17 protein-coding genes are annotated in these 16,737 nt (G+C 59.9%); 3 read left to right on the top strand and 14 right to left on the bottom strand.

The window, feature by feature from the left end:
- Positions 1–4: 4 nt before the first annotated feature.
- The 3 genes from SKTS_RS01600 to rpoH all read left to right on the top strand — a co-directional run bounded on the left by SKTS_RS01600 (position 5) and on the right by rpoH (position 2,748).
- On the top strand, positions 5–658 hold the full coding sequence (locus SKTS_RS01600; protein ID WP_173059373.1) for a response regulator: 654 nt from the start codon (positions 5–7) through the stop codon (positions 656–658).
- A 151-nt stretch (positions 659–809) separates the two neighbouring features.
- Positions 810–1,511, top strand: coding sequence for a Crp/Fnr family transcriptional regulator (locus SKTS_RS01595; protein WP_173059370.1), 702 nt, complete (start codon positions 810–812; stop codon positions 1,509–1,511).
- A 385-nt stretch (positions 1,512–1,896) separates the two neighbouring features.
- Positions 1,897–2,748: an RNA polymerase sigma factor RpoH gene (rpoH, locus tag SKTS_RS01590; protein ID WP_173059367.1), complete on the top strand. Its 852-nt coding sequence runs from the start codon at positions 1,897–1,899 to the stop codon at positions 2,746–2,748.
- Positions 2,749–2,958: 210 nt separating this feature from the next.
- Here rpoH and ccoS read toward each other — a convergent pair whose 3' ends face one another.
- The 14 genes from ccoS to SKTS_RS01515 form a co-directional block, all read right to left on the bottom strand.
- The gene (ccoS, locus tag SKTS_RS01585) at positions 2,959–3,144 is read right to left on the bottom strand and encodes a cbb3-type cytochrome oxidase assembly protein CcoS (protein ID WP_173059364.1); all 186 of its coding nucleotides are present in this window, start codon (positions 3,142–3,144) and stop codon (positions 2,959–2,961) included.
- A 20-nt stretch (positions 3,145–3,164) separates the two neighbouring features.
- Entirely contained in the window at positions 3,165–5,588 is a 2,424-nt protein-coding gene (locus tag SKTS_RS01580; protein WP_173059361.1) for a heavy metal translocating P-type ATPase, read from the bottom strand.
- A complete protein-coding gene (locus tag SKTS_RS01575; RefSeq protein WP_173059358.1) occupies positions 5,585–6,373 on the bottom strand; it encodes a FixH family protein in 789 nt (262 codons plus the stop codon). Before SKTS_RS01575 ends, SKTS_RS01580 begins: the two co-directional genes overlap by 4 nt.
- 8 nt (positions 6,374–6,381) lie before the next feature.
- Positions 6,382–7,812 (bottom strand): cytochrome c oxidase accessory protein CcoG, encoded by a 1,431-nt coding sequence (gene ccoG, locus SKTS_RS01570; RefSeq protein WP_244617415.1) that lies wholly within the window; start codon positions 7,810–7,812, stop codon positions 6,382–6,384.
- A gap of 84 nt (positions 7,813–7,896) precedes the next feature.
- Positions 7,897–8,811 (bottom strand): cytochrome-c oxidase, cbb3-type subunit III, encoded by a 915-nt coding sequence (ccoP, locus tag SKTS_RS01565; protein ID WP_173059355.1) that lies wholly within the window; start codon positions 8,809–8,811, stop codon positions 7,897–7,899.
- 197 nt (positions 8,812–9,008) lie between these two features.
- Positions 9,009–9,752 carry a cytochrome-c oxidase, cbb3-type subunit II gene (gene ccoO, locus SKTS_RS01555; protein WP_173059349.1) on the bottom strand — a complete coding sequence of 248 codons (744 nt, stop codon included), beginning with the start codon at positions 9,750–9,752 and terminating at the stop codon, positions 9,009–9,011.
- A 94-nt stretch (positions 9,753–9,846) separates the two neighbouring features.
- Complete coding sequence (gene ccoN, locus SKTS_RS01550; protein ID WP_173059346.1) at positions 9,847–11,295, bottom strand: cytochrome-c oxidase, cbb3-type subunit I; 1,449 nt, start codon at positions 11,293–11,295, stop codon at positions 9,847–9,849.
- A 10-nt stretch (positions 11,296–11,305) separates the two neighbouring features.
- Positions 11,306–11,500 (bottom strand): hypothetical protein, encoded by a 195-nt coding sequence (locus tag SKTS_RS01545; RefSeq protein WP_173059343.1) that lies wholly within the window; start codon positions 11,498–11,500, stop codon positions 11,306–11,308.
- Positions 11,501–11,682: 182 nt separating this feature from the next.
- Positions 11,683–12,459, bottom strand: a complete 777-nt coding sequence (gene fnr, locus SKTS_RS01540) for a fumarate/nitrate reduction transcriptional regulator Fnr (RefSeq protein WP_173059340.1) — start codon at positions 12,457–12,459, stop codon at positions 11,683–11,685.
- Positions 12,456–12,914: an RrF2 family transcriptional regulator gene (locus SKTS_RS01535; RefSeq protein ID WP_173059337.1), complete on the bottom strand. Its 459-nt coding sequence runs from the start codon at positions 12,912–12,914 to the stop codon at positions 12,456–12,458. The genes fnr and SKTS_RS01535 overlap by 4 nt, the downstream gene beginning before the upstream one ends.
- 55 nt (positions 12,915–12,969) lie before the next feature.
- Positions 12,970–13,635 (bottom strand): dethiobiotin synthase, encoded by a 666-nt coding sequence (bioD, locus tag SKTS_RS01530; RefSeq protein WP_244617414.1) that lies wholly within the window; start codon positions 13,633–13,635, stop codon positions 12,970–12,972.
- A gap of 119 nt (positions 13,636–13,754) precedes the next feature.
- The gene (bioC, locus tag SKTS_RS01525) at positions 13,755–14,657 is read right to left on the bottom strand and encodes a malonyl-ACP O-methyltransferase BioC (RefSeq protein WP_342343000.1); all 903 of its coding nucleotides are present in this window, start codon (positions 14,655–14,657) and stop codon (positions 13,755–13,757) included.
- Positions 14,654–15,415, bottom strand: coding sequence for a pimeloyl-ACP methyl ester esterase BioH (bioH, locus tag SKTS_RS01520; protein ID WP_173059331.1), 762 nt, complete (start codon positions 15,413–15,415; stop codon positions 14,654–14,656). The genes bioC and bioH overlap by 4 nt, the downstream gene beginning before the upstream one ends.
- Positions 15,412–16,638: an aminotransferase class I/II-fold pyridoxal phosphate-dependent enzyme gene (locus SKTS_RS01515; protein WP_173059328.1), complete on the bottom strand. Its 1,227-nt coding sequence runs from the start codon at positions 16,636–16,638 to the stop codon at positions 15,412–15,414. The genes bioH and SKTS_RS01515 overlap by 4 nt, the downstream gene beginning before the upstream one ends.
- Positions 16,639–16,737 lie beyond the last annotated feature (99 nt).

Here is a 16,737-nt window from a genome sequence, read left to right as displayed (position 1 = left end):
GCCCATGAGAATATTGATAGTCGACGATCACGCCCTGCTGCGCGCGGGGGTGAAACACATCCTTTCCGAACACCCCGACATCGAGGTGGCGGGCGAGGCGAGCAACGGCGCCGAGGCGCTGGCCAGGATACAGGCGGAGAACTGGAACGCGGTGGTGCTGGATATGTCCATGCCGGGCAAAAGCGGCGTCGAACTGATCAAGCAGATCAAGGCGGAAAGGCCGAAATTGCCGATTCTCGTCCTCAGCATGCACACCGAGGATGTGTATGCGGTGCGCACCCTCAAGGCCGGCGCATCGGGCTACCTGTGCAAGGACAACGCGGAAACGCAACTGGCCCAAGCCATCCGCAAAGTTGCGAAAGGCGGCCTGTTCATGAGCCAGGCGGTGGCGGAGAAACTGGCGGTCGAGATGCTGAGCGGTACGAGCGATGCGCCGCCCCATACCCTCCTGTCCGACCGGGAATACCAGATCTTCCAGCTCATCGCGCGCGGCAGAAGCGTCACGGAGATCGCCGACGAACTCAACCTGAGCGTAAAGACCGTCAGCACCCACAAGACCCGCCTGATGCAGAAGATGAATGTCGCCAACGTTGCCGAGCTCATCCACTACGCCATCAGGCACGACCTCGTCCCGGAGGAAAATAGGATGCCGGAATAGCCATTGACGGCATCTTGGAGGGGTAGGAATCGTCCTACCCCTTTGCGTTTTTTAGTCGCTATTTCCCACGGGTAAATTCAGCGTTCGCTGATATTTTTTCAGACAAAAAACGCGCAAGATGGCAAGCATCGAAATAGCTGGCAGGCCCATCATGACATTACCGAATTCTTATCTGGATAAAATTCGTCACATCTATTTGTTCGATAATCTCAGCGATGCCGAATTCAAACAGGTGTCCGAACACTCCAAACTGGTCAAGTTCGCCACGGGCGAAATACTGTATTCGCAAGGGGATTATTGCCACCATTTTTACGTCGTTTTCGATGGCGTGATGAAACTGTTCCACGCAGCTCCGAATGGAACGGAAAGGGTTCTGGAACTCATTGGCGCCGGGCAGTTGCTCGGTGAAGACGCCATGTTTATAGGTCAATATTCCACCCACGCAGTTGCCCTCGAGCCGAGCCATGTGATCGCTTTCGACTCTCGAACCTTCGTCAACCTGCTGCATACGAACCCGGAGCTGTGCTTGCGCATGATGACCCTGATGAGTCACCGCCAGCAGAACCTGATCGACGAGATCGGAAACCTCACCCTGCAGAGCGCCATCCAGCGCATCACGCAATACCTGATCAAGGAAAATGGCAGCCTGGCCGAACTCGACGGCGTGGTGCGGTTCAATGCCAACAAGCAGGTGATCGCCTCGCGCCTTGGCGTGACGCCCGAAACCTTTTCGCGCATCATCGGCAAGCTTCGCAATGAGGGAATGATAGACTGCATCAAGGATTCCATCGTGCTGAAGAACGTGGCTTCCTTACGGCAGGTTGCGGACGGGATGATTTCCCTGAATCGGTAAGCTACGGAAAAATGCAGCACAAGTGAGCGAAGCCGACCAGGCTTAATCCTGAACAACCGCCATTCCAATTAAGCCTGTGCCAGATGTAAAACCAGCAGGCTTTAGTCTCAGTTTGTTCGCTGCGGCCCCTCCAGACAAGAGCCAACCTACCCCCTTCCTGGCTTGCTGGTGGTAAAAACGCTCCTGCCAGGAACTATTCCGGCCGCCAAACCTCTATTTTCTCCATACCCTCATGTTTACGTCATTAATAAACCACTCACGACTATATTTTCCTGTTTACGATTTTAAGCGCTTTATACAACAGGCTTTAATACTTGAACGTTTTACTGTACTATCACTCTCATGAACCGAGTGCTAAAATGTTTTCGCAAGGAGGAAAAAATTCATGACCCATGCTCTTAGTTTTCCCGTACCCACTTCGGTAGGGAGCCTGGAAAGTTATATCCAGTCGGTCAAGGCGTTGCCCATGCTGACTCCCGAGGAGGAGCATGACTACGGCGTGCGCCTGAAGCAGGACAACGACGTGGAAGCCGCACGCATGCTGGTGATGTCGCATTTGCGCGTGGTCGTGAGCATTGCGCGCGGTTATCTCGGCTACGGTCTGCCGCAAGCCGACCTGATCCAGGAAGGCAATATCGGGCTGATGAAGGCGGTCAAGCGTTTCGACCCGGACCGCGGCGTGCGCCTGGTTTCGTTTGCCGTGCACTGGATCAAGGCCGAAATTCACGAGTACATCCTGCGCAACTGGCGCCTGGTCAAGATCGCCACCACCAAGGCGCAGCGCAAGCTGTTCTTCAATCTGCGCAGCCTGAAGCAGAGTTTGGGGACGCTGAACCCGGAGGAAGTTCGCGCCATGGCGGGTCACCTCGGTGTGAAGCCGCATGAAGTGGTCGAAATGGAAACCCGCCTGACCGGCCAGGACATCGCCCTGGAGGGCAACAGCGCGGACGACGAGGACAGCTTCAGCCCGATCGCCTATCTGGTCGATCCCAATGCCGAACCGGCTGTCAAACTGGAACTGGAAGACACTGCCCGGCGCCATACCGAGGGTCTGGCCGCCGCGCTTGAAAGCCTGGATGCGCGCAGCCGCCGCATCATCGAAGCGCGCTGGCTGCAGGAAGACGGCGGTTCGACGCTGCACGACCTGGCTGCGGAATACGGCGTTTCAGCCGAGCGCATTCGTCAGATCGAGCAGAAAGCCATGCAGAAAATGAAAGCGCTCATCGGGGAACACTGATTTTTCGCCGATGCAAATAAAAAAGGCGCCGTGATTTCACGGCGCCTTTTTTACGTCTGGGGCAAATCCTTAGGCGAGTACCACGGACATAAAGCTCAACCAGGACCACACGATCAATGCGATCACTACCGTCATGGGCAGGTTTTCTTTGGTAAACAGGTTAGCCATTGCTATTACTCCACTCCGAATTATCTAGTCCGCTATTCTAATTTATTTCTCGCCGCCCCTCAATGTCCGGCGCGGAATCAGCGGGTCGTCTTCGTCCATCAGGATGCGTTGCGCCGGCCCTTCCATGTCGTCGAACTGACCGCTGCGGATCGCCCAGAATATCCCGGCGCCGGCGATCACCACCATCAATGCGGCCAGGCCAAGCAGGAATATCAGAATTGGTGTCATATCTTAGGACTCTTTAACCTCTAAATTTGCTTCAAGCGCAGGGCGTTCAATACCACCACCAGCGAACTCACCGACATGCCCAGGGCCGCGAGCCAGGGTGGAATGAAGCCCATGGCGGCGAAAGGCAGGGCGAGGAAATTATAACCCGCGGCCCAGGCGAAATTCTGCTTCATGACGCTCATGGTCGCGCGCCCTGCCTGCAAGGCGCGCCAGATGTCCGGCAACTTCTCCGACAGCAGGACGATGTCGCTGCTCGCCCTTGCGACTTGCGTGCCGCCGCCCATGGCGATGGAAACATCCGCCCCCGCCAGCACCGGCGCGTCGTTGACGCCGTCGCCGACCATCGCCACGACCTGCCCCTCGGCCTGCAGCGCTTTGAGCGCCGCCAGCTTGTCTTCCGGGTGCAGACCCGAGCGATAATCGGAAATCCCCAGCCGCGCGGCAAAATGCTGCACCGCCGCTGCAGAATCGCCGCTCAGCATGGATACCTTGAAACCCTGTTCCTGCAACACGGAAACCAGACCGAGCGCTTCGGGGCGCAATTCGTCCGAGAGCGCGAATCTTGCCAGCACCCGCTGCTCGTCGCATAACCACACCAGGGTAGCGCCGACAGTAGCGCCCTGCGCGTCGTCGTCGACATTTTCTGCAGCCAGGGACATGCGGCGGTTGCCCAGCGTGTAGCGTCGTCCGTCGATGACGCCGGCCACACCTTTGCCGGGGTAATTCTGTGCATCGGCAACGGGATAGAGTTCCTGCTTGCCGATGCGCGCTTGGAAACTTGCCGCCAACGGGTGCTCTGAAGCCTGCTCCAGGCTGGCCGCAATGCGCAGGCATTCGTTTTCGTCCATCCCGCCCAGGGTGAGAATCTGGTTCAGCAGCGGCTTGCCGTAGGTCAGGGTGCCGGTTTTATCGAATACCACGTGCGTCACCTTGGCCAGGGTTTCCAGGGCATGCCCGCGGGTCAGGAGAATGCCCTGCGTCAGCAGGTGCGATCCGGCCGCGGCGAAAGCAGCCGGCGCGGCGATCGAGAGCGCGCAGGGACAGGTCACCACCAGCACTGCCAGCACGATTTCAAGTACTCGGGCCGGGTCCACCCACAACCACCCCAGCGCCACGATCAGGGTCAGGGCCAGCAGGACGTAGGTGAAATAGCCCGCGACCTGGTCGGCCAGCTGGGCCAGTCGCGGCTTTTCCGCCACGGCGCGGTCGAGCAGGCGCACGATGCCGGCGAGTACGGTATTTTCGCCCACCCCGGTAATCCGCACGGTAAGCGGGCCTTCGAGATTGATGCTGCCAGCGATTACAGCAGTTCCGACTGACTTTTCTACGGCGCGGCTTTCCCCTGTCAGCAGGGCTTCGTCCACGCTGCTCACGCCCTCGATCACCTCGCCGTCCGCCGCCACCGCTTCGCCCGGCTTCACCAGGATCAGGTCTCCCGCTGCCAGGTCGAGCACTGCCACTGCCTCCTGCTGCCCGTCACGAATTCTCAGCGCCATGGCGGGCACCAGTTTGAGCAGGTTTTCCGTCGCCTCCACCGACCTTTCCCGCGCGTTGCGTTCGAGAAAACGGGTAGACAGCAGGAACAGGGTGAACATGGTAATGGCGTCGTAATACACCACGCCCGTACCGCGAAAAGTCACCCACGCACTACCGGCGAAGGCGGTCAGTATGGCGATGGTGACCGGCACATCCATGTTGAGCCGGCCGGATTTCAGCGAACGCCAGGCGCTGCCGTAGAACGGCACTGCCGTGTAGAGCAGCACCGGCAGGGTCAGCGCCAGGCTGACGTAGCGCAGCAGCTGCGCCGTGCTGTGCTCGATGCCGAACGCGGCGCCGGCGTACAACGCCACGGCCAGCATCATCACCTGCCCCGCGGACAGGCCGGTCACTGCGATGCGCCGGATGTCGCGACTCTTGGCCCGGCGCCGCAGCGCTTCCTGCTGCAAGGCATTGTAGGGATGGGCGTTGTAGCCGAGCAACTGGATTTCCCGCAGGATGCGCGACAGCTGGATTTCGCGTTCGTCCCAGGTAATGCGGGCACGGTGGTTGCCGTAATTGACCTGGACGTTCTTCACGCCCGGCAACTGCTGCAGGTGTCGCTCGTTGAGCCAGACGCAGGCGGCGCAGGTGATTCCCTCCAGGATCAGCGACGCCTGCTTGAGGTGTGCGGCGTCCTTTTCCTCGATAACGAAGCTTTTCTGAATCTCGGGATGGTCGTAGAGCGCGAGCTTGGAGAGCTCGGCGGGGATCAGCTCGCTGGCGGTGGAGGGCAACGCCGTGCGATGGCTGTAATACGCCTGCAAGCCGTTGTCGACGATGGCCTGGGCAACCGCCTGACATCCGCGGCAGCACATGTCGTGCTGCGTATCCTCAATGCTGACCGGGTAGTCGGCGCCGGGCGGCACCGGCTGGCCGCAGTGAAAGCACGCGGCATCCTCGCTCATTGCTTGGCGGCGACATCGAGGTGTTGCTGTACCTCATAACGGTCATTGCTGCGCTGAAGCCTGATGGCCGCCAGCCACCCTCCGGACTGTGGCACGGTCACCGGCGTGCGGTAAACGCCCGGGTCGGTTTCCACCAGGTCGAGGATCTGTTCCGCCTGCGCCATGCCCGGGCGCAACAGTGCCATCGCCGCGACAGCGCCGCGCAACGGTTGCCCGTCGGCACTCTTGGCCGTAACGGCCAAGCTGGTCTGGCGCCCTGCTGCCACATTTTCCAGCCCGGCAACGCTCACGTTCCAGCCCAGTTTGTTTTGCTTGTCGGTGCTAGCCAGAAACTGGTTGATGCTCTTTGCGGCTTCCTCGCCATGGGGTACTACCCCGGAAAATGCCGTGTGGGCAGTCTGACTGGTTTTTTTGGCCGGCGGCAGTATCCACTTCGCCACTGCCTGCGGCACACCCTGGCCGGAAACCACGAGTAGCGTCCCGTCGATCACGAACAAGGCGAGGAAGAAAATCATGATGACCTTGGGACCCCAGTGCAGGCGCTTCTTTTCGCCCGCCTTGCGCGCGCCGATCACGGTCAGCACGGTGGCGGTCGCAAGATATACCGCCATGTGCATCGAAATCACGTCGCCGCCAGGCCAGTTGGAGGTGCTCAGCCCGAGGTAGCCGATGACCGGCACGACACCGCTGATCACACCGCGCCAGTAATTGCTTACGCCGAATGCCCGCAGCAGGTAATACAGCACGATGATCGCCAGGGCGCCGCCAAACAAGGTTTCAAACATTTAAGGGTTCACTCGTCGTGTTTATAATCGAAACGGGTTGCCAGTGCGACAGCATGTGCAGGCTGGCTCCTGGGCGTGACCATGAATTCGAAGCTGTTGTCATGTTCTGCCATTTCCTGCGGCAGCGACACGCTGGCCTGCACGATCAGGCTTTTGCCCGCACGCACTTTGACTTCGCGGAAATTTCCCATGTCCAGCGCGGTATCCGGCACGCCCTTGGTGGAGATGTCGTATATCTCGTCTTCCACCCCCTTGTTGGTGATGCGAATCTGGTAGCGGTTGCGAATTCGCCCATCCGACAGCATCACGAACAATGGCTGACGCATTTGCTGCACCGCAGCGTCGAGGCTGGTGCGATGACCGACACTGCTGATCAGCGCACCGCTCATGATCGCCAGTGCCACGCCCCAGCCAATGATCTTGAGTCGCTTCCAGTGCAACCGAGGTTTTGACGGCACCTTCGCAGAAAGGTTCGCTTCCGAGTCGTAACGAATCAAGCCCTGCGGGAAACCGATCGAGTCCATCACGCTGTTGCAGGCATCGACGCACAAGCCGCAGGCGATGCACTGGTATTGCAGGCCGTTGCGGATATCGATGCCGGTCGGACAAACCTGCACGCACAGCTTGCAGTCGATGCAGTCGCCGTGCCCCTTGGCCTTGCGCTCCTCCAGGGTTCTCACTCCGGCGCGCGGCAAGGCGCGGCCCGCGGCACCCTCGCCGCGGCGGCTGTCATAGGCCACCGCCATAGTTTCCGGGTCGTACATCACGCCCTGAAAACGCGCGTAAGGGCACATGTACAAGCACACTTGCTCGCGCGCCCAACCGGCTGCCACGTAGGTAGTCAGGGTCAGCACCAGGGTGGTGAAATACGCCACGTTAGGCGCCTTGCCGCTAAAGAACTGAACGGTCAGCTCGGGGGCATGGCCGTAATACAAAACAAAGGTAAAGGCTGTCCAGAATGCCCATGCCAGCCACAGCAGATGGGTCAGGCCGAGCTTCCCGAGCTTTTCCGCATTCCACGCTTGCTTGTATAGCCGCTGGCGAGCGGGACGCTCCCCTTGAACGGTTCTTTCGATAAAGATGAACGCATCGGTCCACAGCGTCTGGAAACAGAAATAGCCGCAAAATGCGCGCCCGACCAGCCCGGTGGCGAAGAACAGCAATGCGCCCGCGATGAACAGCAGCAGCGACAGCCAGAAGATATCCTGCGGGTAGACCACCAGGTCGAAGAGATAGAACTTGCGCCCAGGCAGATCGAACAGCACCGCTTGCGACACCGCCTCATGACCGCGGTGCCAAGGCAACCACGGCAACCCGAAATACACCGCGTAGGCCAGGGTCAGCATTGCCGTCTTGAAGCTGCGAAACTTGCCTTTTACCGAGCGGGTGAAGATCGGAATGCGTTTCTGATAGAGGGAAGACGCTTCAGTGGTGGGCACGGGGGGCTCCGGAAATTAATGTGGCCCGCGCCAGGAAATCCTGAGGCGGGCCAAAAGTATATCAGTATTTTCTAATATTGCTTACTACTTACCACCACCCAAACCATGGACATAGGCGGTCAGCAGCTTGATCTGCTCGGGCTTGAGACGGTCTTGCCAAGCCGGCATCACGCCGCGGTTTAGGCCGTTGGCGATGACCGTATGGATCGCTTCGACCTTTTTCTCCGGGCTGGTTTGGCCGGGAACATCCGCCCACAGCCAGATCTTGTCGGTCAGGTTGGCGGAGCCGATCTGCTGGCGCCCCTTGGCGTCGGTGCCATGGCAGTAATAGCAGGCCGCGGTTTCGGAGTGGAACAGGGCGTCACCCGCCTTGGCCTTGGCTGCATCCGCCTTTTCGCCGGACAGGCTGGCCACGTAGTTCGCCAGGTTATCCAGTTGCGCGTCGTTCAGCACTTCCTTGAACGCCGGCATGTAGCCGTGACGGCCATTGGTAATGGTTTCCTGGATTTTCGCGTAGCTGCCGCCGTAGAGCCAGTCGTCGTCCGTCAGGTTGGGGAAGTAGCCGGGCTTGCCCTGACCGCCGGACTGGTGGCAGGCGGCACAGTTGTCGGCAAAAATCGCCTTGCCGGCGGAGTTGACGAAGTTGGTCAGTTCCGGATCCTTGGCAATATCGTCAAAGGGCATCGCTGCCACTTTGTCGAAGTAAGGCTTCTGCATTTTCTGTGCTTCGTTCATGTCTTTCATCAACTGGGCACGGGTGTTCCAGTGCCAGGACTTCTCCTGACCCTTGTCGTTGACGTAGGTCACCGTGTTGAAGCCGGTGGTGAAATGCTTGCCGACCGGCCAGGCGGGGTAAATCATCCAGTAAATCAGGGCCATGATCACCGAAGCATAGAAGCCCATCAGCCACCACGATGGCAGCGGGTTGCTGTATTCCTGCAGATCGTCGTCCCAGACGTGTCCGGTGGTTTGAACGCTTTGCGTTTTTTGCTGACTCATTATTTCGCTTCCTTAGTATCTGAATCCTCGTCCAGGAATGGTATGTTCCGGCGCGACTCCAATTCTTCCCCGCGCTCCCTGCTGCCGTAGACGTAAATCACTATCAGGCAGAAGCAGATGAAAAATATCATCAGCGCAAGGGGCTTGGTGTTTTCAAACCGGGAGAACCAATATAACCATTCCATCCAGCTATCCTCTTAACGGAATTTCACGAATTCGTCGTTATCGTACTTGCTGAAATCCACCATCGTGCCGAGCACTTGCAAGTACGCTACCAGCGCATCCATCTCGCTCACGTTGCTGCGATCACCGTCATAGTTGCCGGTCTGAGCCTGGGCAATGAGGTTTTTCTGGGCATCGGGAATGTGCAGCATCTTGGCTGTTTCTGCACCGAATTCCTTGACGTTGTTTTCGTACTCACCCTGGGTCAGGGAGTACGGCACGCCAACCTGGCGCAAGGCCTTGAGGCGATCGGCGACGTCGGAGTAATCCAGCGGCGTTGTCAGCAACCATGGGTAACGCGGCATGACGGTTGCCGGCACCATGGACTTCGGATCGTTCAGGTGTTGCACGTGCCATTCGTTGGAGTACTTCTTGCCGACGCGAGCCAGATCCGGACCGGTACGCTTGGAGCCCCACTGGAACGGGTGATCGTACTTGGATTCAGCTGCCAGGGAGTAGTGGCCGTAGCGCAAAGCTTCGTCGCGGAACGGGCGAATCATCTGCGAGTGGCACAGGTAGCAGCCTTCGCGCACGTAAATGTCACGGCCGCGGGACTCCAGGGGGGTGTAAGGACGCACCCCGTCCACTTTCTCCACCGTCTCCTTGATGAAGAACAGCGGGGCTATTTCTACCAGGCCACCGATACTGATGGCGAGCATGATCGCGACCAGCATGATGCCGACGTTTTTTTCAATCCATTCGTGTTTGAAATTGAACATATTATTTCTCGATTTAAAGTCGCGAAGCGCCTCAGCGTCCCCCTCTCCCGCAAGCGGGAGAGGGCCGGGGAGAGGGCGGCTTCCTAAATTTTTCTTACGCTGCCGCCTTGGCCGGATTCAAAGCAAACGCAGAACCCTCGCGCTTGGCCTGACGGATGGTCATGAAGGCGTTGAACACCATGATCAACATGCCGGTCAGGAAGAACATGCCGCCGATTGCACGCATGGCGTAAAAGGGATGCATCGCCGCCACGGACTCGACAAAGGAGTACTGCAGGTTGCCGAAGTCGTCAAAAGCGCGCCACATCAGGCCCTGCATGATGCCGGAAATCCACATCGCGGTGATGTAAAGCAGCACGCCGATCGTGGCCAGCCAGAAGTGGATGCCGATCAGTTTTTCGCTGTACATCTTGGTATCCCACAGCTTGGGGATCAGGTGGTACAGGGAACCGAAGGAAATCATCGCCACCCAGCCCAGGGCGCCGGAGTGCACGTGGCCCACGGTCCAGTCGGTGTAGTGCGACAGGGCGTTGACGTCTTTCAGCGACATCATCGGACCTTCGAAAGTGGACATGCCGTAGAAGGACAGCGCCACGATCATGAAACGCATGATCGGGTCGGTGCGCAGTTTGTCCCACGCGCCGGACAGCGTCATGATGCCGTTGATCATGCCGCCCCAGGAAGGCAGCAGCAGCATGATGGAGAAGGTGGCAGCCAAGGTGGAAGTCCAGTCAGGCAACGCGGTCCAGTGCAGGTGATGTGCGCCTACCCACATGTAGAGGAAGGACAGCGCCCAGAAGTGCACGATGGACAGGCGATAGGAGTAGATCGGGCGACCGGCCTGCTTGGGCACGAAGTAATACATCATGCCGAGGAAGGCTGCAGTGAGGAAGAAGCCCACCGCGTTATGGCCGTACCACCACTGTGTCATGGCGTCCTGGGTGCCGGCGAACAGGCTGTAGGACTTCATGCTGAACAGGCTGACGGGGACTGCCAGATTGTTGAAAGTGTGCAGCAGCGCGGTGGCCAGGATGAAGGACAGGTAGAACCAGTTGGCCACGTAGATGTGCGGCTGCTTGCGCTTCATGATGGTGGCCACGAAGACGATCAGGTACGTCACCCAGACGATCTCGATCAGCAGGTCGATCGGCCATTCCATTTCCGCATACTCGCGGCCCTGGCTGTAACCCAGCACGTAGCTGATCGCGGCGAGCACGATGATCGCTTGCCAGCCCCAGAAGGTGAAGCTCGCCATGCCGTCGCCGAACAGACGCGTCTGACAGGTGCGCTGCACGACATAGTAGGAGGTTGCGAACAGCGCGCTGCCGCCGAAGCCAAAAATTACGGCGCCGGTGTGCACCGGACGCAGACGGCCAAAGGTAATGTAGGCCAAATCGAAGTTCAGAAACGGCCAGGCCAGTTCGGAAGCGATGTACACCCCGACCAGCATGCCGACCGCACCCCATACCAGAGCCATGATCGTAAATTTTCGAACAATATCGTAGTTATATTGCTCGGTACTTGCGACGCCAACTGCCGCCATAACCTTCTCCTTAACGTTTTTTGAAGCGAGCTACAACATCTTCCAGAATTGAACACCGGGCTGCCGCCACCTGTCCGGCAGGTATGACAAAGGCCAAGCGCGCCTGACGCTTGGCCTCGTTGTGTATTTTCATCCCGCCTGCGGCAAGACGCCACGGGCCGCTAATATAGCTCGAAACGGCCAGAAAATCACTGACTTTTGGCAACTTTTTTCATTTTTTTGGCGCGGCCAGTTGGTTACACCGGGCGCTTCCGGACACAGCTAAGCGTCACATTGACGAGCTGACAATGCGGTGAATGGGCATTAAGAAGAGATAAGTGGCGCATGAAGCTGTTGCGCCTTGGTGCTTACATGCTGCTTAAAAACGGACGCAGGCTTGCGTCCACTTTATTCGAGGCTGGAGCGCCCCGCTGCCATGGCCTGCAGGCGATCCATCTGTCCAAGCCGGACCAGACGGCGCTCGGTTGAAATCAGGGAGCTTTCCTCGAAGCGGGTAATGACCCGGCACACGGTTTCTTCCGCCAGACCCAGGTAATTGCCGATATCGCTACGCGACATACTGAGCTTGAATTCCAGTGCTGGCCGGCCATGCCGCTCCAGGCGCCGCGACAGATTGACGAGGAAAGTAGCGAGCCGCTCTTCGGCTTTTTTCTTGCCCAGAAGCAGCATCATTTCCTGGTTGTGAACGATTTCCTGGCTCATGATCTTGAGCATCTGGTGCTGCAGTCCGGGTATCCCATGCGCCAGTTCTTCGTAGTGATCAAACGGCACTTCACACACGCAGGTGGTCTCGAGTGCCCGCGCTTCGCAGTTGTAACGGTCGTTGATGATGGCGTTAAGGCCGAGCACCTCGCCGGGAATGTGAAAACCGGTAACCTGCACTCGCCCATCGTCGGTCAGCACCGAGGTTTTCACGGCCCCGCTCCTGATCGCGAACGCGGCCCGGTAAGGCTCGCCGATGCGGTAGATCAGTTCGCCGCGTTTATAGGTACGGCGGTTTTTTACCAGGCTATCGAGCAGCGAGAGATCGACGTCGCCGCCCACGGTCAGACATAGTTGGTAGATGCCGCAATCCTTGCAGGCAATCGGGGCACAAGCGGTTTCGGCAACCTTGACGCGCTTGACTGGCTTGGTAGAGGTAACAACAGCAGTGGTAGTAATCATTTGGCGTTCATGGCTGCGTGAGGCAGGTCGGTTATGCGATATTTTCCGCTTTGTACGGCTACCGCCAATTTCTCCAGCGTCTGTTCGTTCAGCAGCTGGACTACTTTTTCCTTGATCGGTTTCCAGCGCGAGTGCATCGGACAAGCCGTTTCATCACTGCACACTTTCAGGCCGAGCAGGCAATTATCGGTGAAGCCCGCACCTTCGGTCAGCACCAGGATGTGCATCAGGTCGGTCTTTTCCGCGCCGTCGCGCAAACAGAAACCGCCCAGGCGCCCACGGAAGGAATAGAGCAAATTGCTTTTGCATAGGTTCTGCATGATTTTGGCCAGATATGCAGCCGGTACGCCCAGATGTTCGGCGATTTCGCGATTGAGCACAGGTTCGCCGCGCGGTCGTGTGGCGACGTAGATAAGTGCCTGGATGGCATATTGGCTAGTGCGTGACAGAATCATATTTGCGTCATTATGCCGCAAATATGATTTTTGTAAAGGACCACAATGTCCTGAATCACGGCTGGCTCAGCAAAGGCAGAAGCAGGCCCCGTGCCACTCTAACGGCATCCGGTTGCGGCGCAAAAGCCACCACGCCGAGCAATGGCGCGACAATCCGCTGTCGCAACGCTTCCAGATTGGCATCGAAGCGCTCCATATCCGGCTCGATCCGATTCGCCACCCATCCGGCCAAAGTCAAACCACGCGCAGCGATCGCTTCCACTGTCAGCATGGCATGGCTGAGGCAGCCCAGGCGCATTCCCACCACCAGCACTATGGGCAAATCCAGCAGTTGCGCCAGGTCAGCCGTATCCGAAAACTCATCGAGCGGCACCCGAAAGCCGCCCACGCCTTCAACCACCACCTTGTCGGCCAGTTCCGCCAGCGCCAGATAAGCGTGCCGGATATGTTTCAGATCGATCGTCACGCCCGCCTCGGCAGCAGCGACATGGGGCGCAACAGGCGGCGCGAAGGCATAGGGGTTCACCAGCTCGCGGGGCGCGCGCACACTGGATGCACGTTGCAACGATTCGACATCCTCGCAATGCAAGCCCCCCTGACCAGGCACGCAACCCGCCGCCACAGGCTTCATGCCGACCGTGCTATTGCCCGCGGCGGTAAAGGCATGCAACAAGGCACACGAGATCAGCGTCTTGCCCACGCCGGTATCGGTCCCGGTCACGAATAACCCCTTGGGTCCCGCCTGCGCGGGATTCCGACTTTCTACGCGACGAGTCGCGTGAAAGTTCGTATATGAGGGGTGAGGGGTGAGGGGTGAGGAGTCGGCGATGTTTTCCATAGTTACCTATCACTCCGCTTGCGCGAAGACGGCATTTGCACCACCTGCCGGCCATCCGGCAAGCTTGCCGGCGCCCAGGCATGGCCGTAGACCACTTCATAAGTTGCGGGCAGCTTGCCGTCGCGGCGCAACTGTTCGTAGGCGCTTTCCATGCGCCGCCATGCGGTCTTGCCGGCCAGGCCGTGGCGCCGTCCCTGGGTGGCGTTGTGCGCGCCCAGCGCCTTGAGGTCGCGCATCAGGCCGGCGACGTCGTCGTAGGTCAGGGTGAAGTGCTCCATGTCCATCACCGGCTCGGCGAATCCCGCCCGCGCCAGCGCGTCGCCGATGTCGTGCATGTCCTGAAAGCGGCTGACGTGCGTGTAGCCGTCCACCGCGCCGAAGGCCTGGCGCAGCTCGCGTAGCGTGTCCGGACCGAAGGTGCTGAACATGAACAACCCGTTGGGCGCGAGAATGCGGCGCACGCCGGCGAAGGTCGCATCGAGGTCGTTGCACCATTGCACGGCGAGGTTCGACCACACCATGTCCGCACTAGCGGACTGCAAGGGCAGCGCGTCCAGATCGCCGCAGACGTAATCCACGCCGCCGCTGCCGCCTGGCAGCAGCTTGCGCCACCACGGCTGCGCGCCGCGCGCCACGCGCAGCATGCCGAGCGCGATATCCAGTTCGATCAGGTGTGCGTCCGGATACCTGTCACGCAGCAATTTGCGCGCATAGCCGGTGCCGCATCCGGCATCCAGCATCAGCGTGGGCGTGAATTTGACGAATTGCAGGCGCTCGGCCATGCGCTCCGCCACCGTGCGCTGCAGCACGGCGACATGGTCGTAGGTCGCCGCGGCACGTTCGAACGAACGGCGCATACGCTGCTTGTCGATCTTCAGATCGTCGGTCGGCAAAACATCGCTCACGAAAAAAACTCCCTGGCTTCCTGCATAAACACCTTCGGATGGGACAGAAATGGGGCATGCGCGCAGCCTGGAATAATGTTCAGCCGCGCGTCCGGAACCTGCGCTGCCAGCCAGCGCGCAGCGTCCGCCGGCACCAGCATGTCGCGCTCGCCGTGCACGATCGACAAAGGCAGGGCAAGCCTCCCGGCTTCCGTGCGCAAATCATTTTCCAGCAAGATGTTCAAGCCCGCCCGTAGCACTTCGGCACCCGGCATGCCATGCGCGAACAGGGCCTCGCGCAGGTATTTCAGCACCGTGCGCACGTTCTCGCCATTGCGCACCTGAAGCGACAGGAAACGCATCAGGGTGGCGGCGTAATCGTGTTCCAGGTCGCGCGCAAAATTCTGCAGAACATCCGCCTCTATGCCGCAGGGCCAATCCGGACGCTGCACGAAGCAGGGCGTCGCGCCCACCAGCATCAGCCTCGTCACCTGCTGCGGGTGGATCGAGCCCAGGCGCTGCGCCACCAAGCCGCCCAGCGACCAGCCGATAACGCCGGCCCGGGACGGCAATGCCGACGCCACCGCCTGCACCAGTTGCGGCAGATCATAAGGCTGGCAAGGCGGACTGGCGCCGTAACCCGGCAAATCCACGGCATGGACGCGGAAATCCCGCGCCAGCTCGTCGTGCACGCCGCCCCAGATGCCGCTGTGCATGCCCCAGCCGTGGAGCAGGACGAGATCAGGCCCAGTACCGCGAACATCGACGTGCAGGCTCATTCATTCTCCAGTTGCCGCAGAGCGTCAACCAACTGCTGCACGTCCACCACGCTGTGGGCCGCGGAAAGCGTGATGCGCAAGCGCGCCGTTCCCTGCGGCACGGTGGGAGGACGAATCGCCGGCACCAGGATGCCGCGCTGGCGCAGGCTTTCGCTTACCCTGACCGCGTCCTGGCTGGAGCCGATCAACAGCGGCTGGATGGGCGTTTCGGACGGCATCAGCTGCCAGCGCTGCAATTGCAGCCCCTGGCGCAAGACGCCCACCAGTTCGGCCAGGCGTTCGCGGCGCCAGGCTTCGGCCTCGATCACGCGCAGGCTTGCCAGCAAGGCCGCCGCCAGCAGCGGCGGCGTGGCGGTGGTGTAGACATAGCTGCGCGCGGCCTGCACCAGCCAGGCAACCAGCTCCGGCGCACCGGCGACAAAGGCACCGAATACGCCGGCTACCTTGCCGAGCGTGGCCATGTAGATAATTCGTCCCACCTGCGGGGGATTCCGACTTTCTACGCGACTTGTCGCGTGAAAGGTCGTATATGAGGGATGAGGAGTTAGGCGTGAGGAGAAGTGTTCCAGTACGCCGCGGCCGGTTTTCCCCAGCACGCCGAAGCCGTGAGCATCGTCGAGCAGCAGCCAGGCATCGTATTTCTCGCACAGTGCGAGCAGCTCGGGCACGGGGGCGATGTCGCCGTCCATGCTGAACACCGCGTCGCTCACCACCAGCTTGCGCCTCGCTGTGGAGGCGGCGAGCTGGCGCTCCAGCACCGCCAGGTCGGCGTGCGGATAGCGCGTCATCGTGGCGCGCGACAGCAGCGCCGCATCGTTGAGCGAAGCGTGGTTGAGCTTGTCGGCGAACAGCGCGTCACAGCGCCCGAGCAGGGCGGTGACGACGCCGAGATTGGCCATGTAGCCGGTGGAAAACAGCAACGCTTCCGGCAGGCCGGTAAATTCAGCCAGTTTTTGCTCCAGCTCATGGTGAACTGCAGTGTGCCCTGTCACCAGGTGCGAGGCACCGGCACCCACGCCGAAGCGCTGCGCGCCGGCGCAGGCGGCCTCGACCAATGCAGGGTGGTTGGCGAGGCCGAGGTAGTCGTTGCTGCAGAAGGACAGGACATCTTCGCCGTCCACCCGCACCCGTGCGCCCTGCGGGCTCTGCAGCACGCGGCGGCGGCGCAGCAGGCCGTCCGCATCCCTTTGTTTCAGCTCATCGGCAAGGCATGAAAATGGCATAGTAGTCAGGTTGGGAAGAGTCTTTCACCGCAAAGGACGCGAAGGTACGCAAGGGAAGCAAATTCACTACTTCGCGCACCTTCGCGTCCTTAATGGGTG

The sequence above is a fragment of the Sulfurimicrobium lacus genome, assembly GCF_011764585.1.
GTDB classification, from domain to species: Bacteria; Pseudomonadota; Gammaproteobacteria; order Burkholderiales; family Sulfuricellaceae; genus Sulfurimicrobium; species Sulfurimicrobium lacus.
The sequence above is the reverse complement of the archived record's forward strand: the minus strand, read 5'-3'. Positions and strand labels throughout refer to the sequence as shown.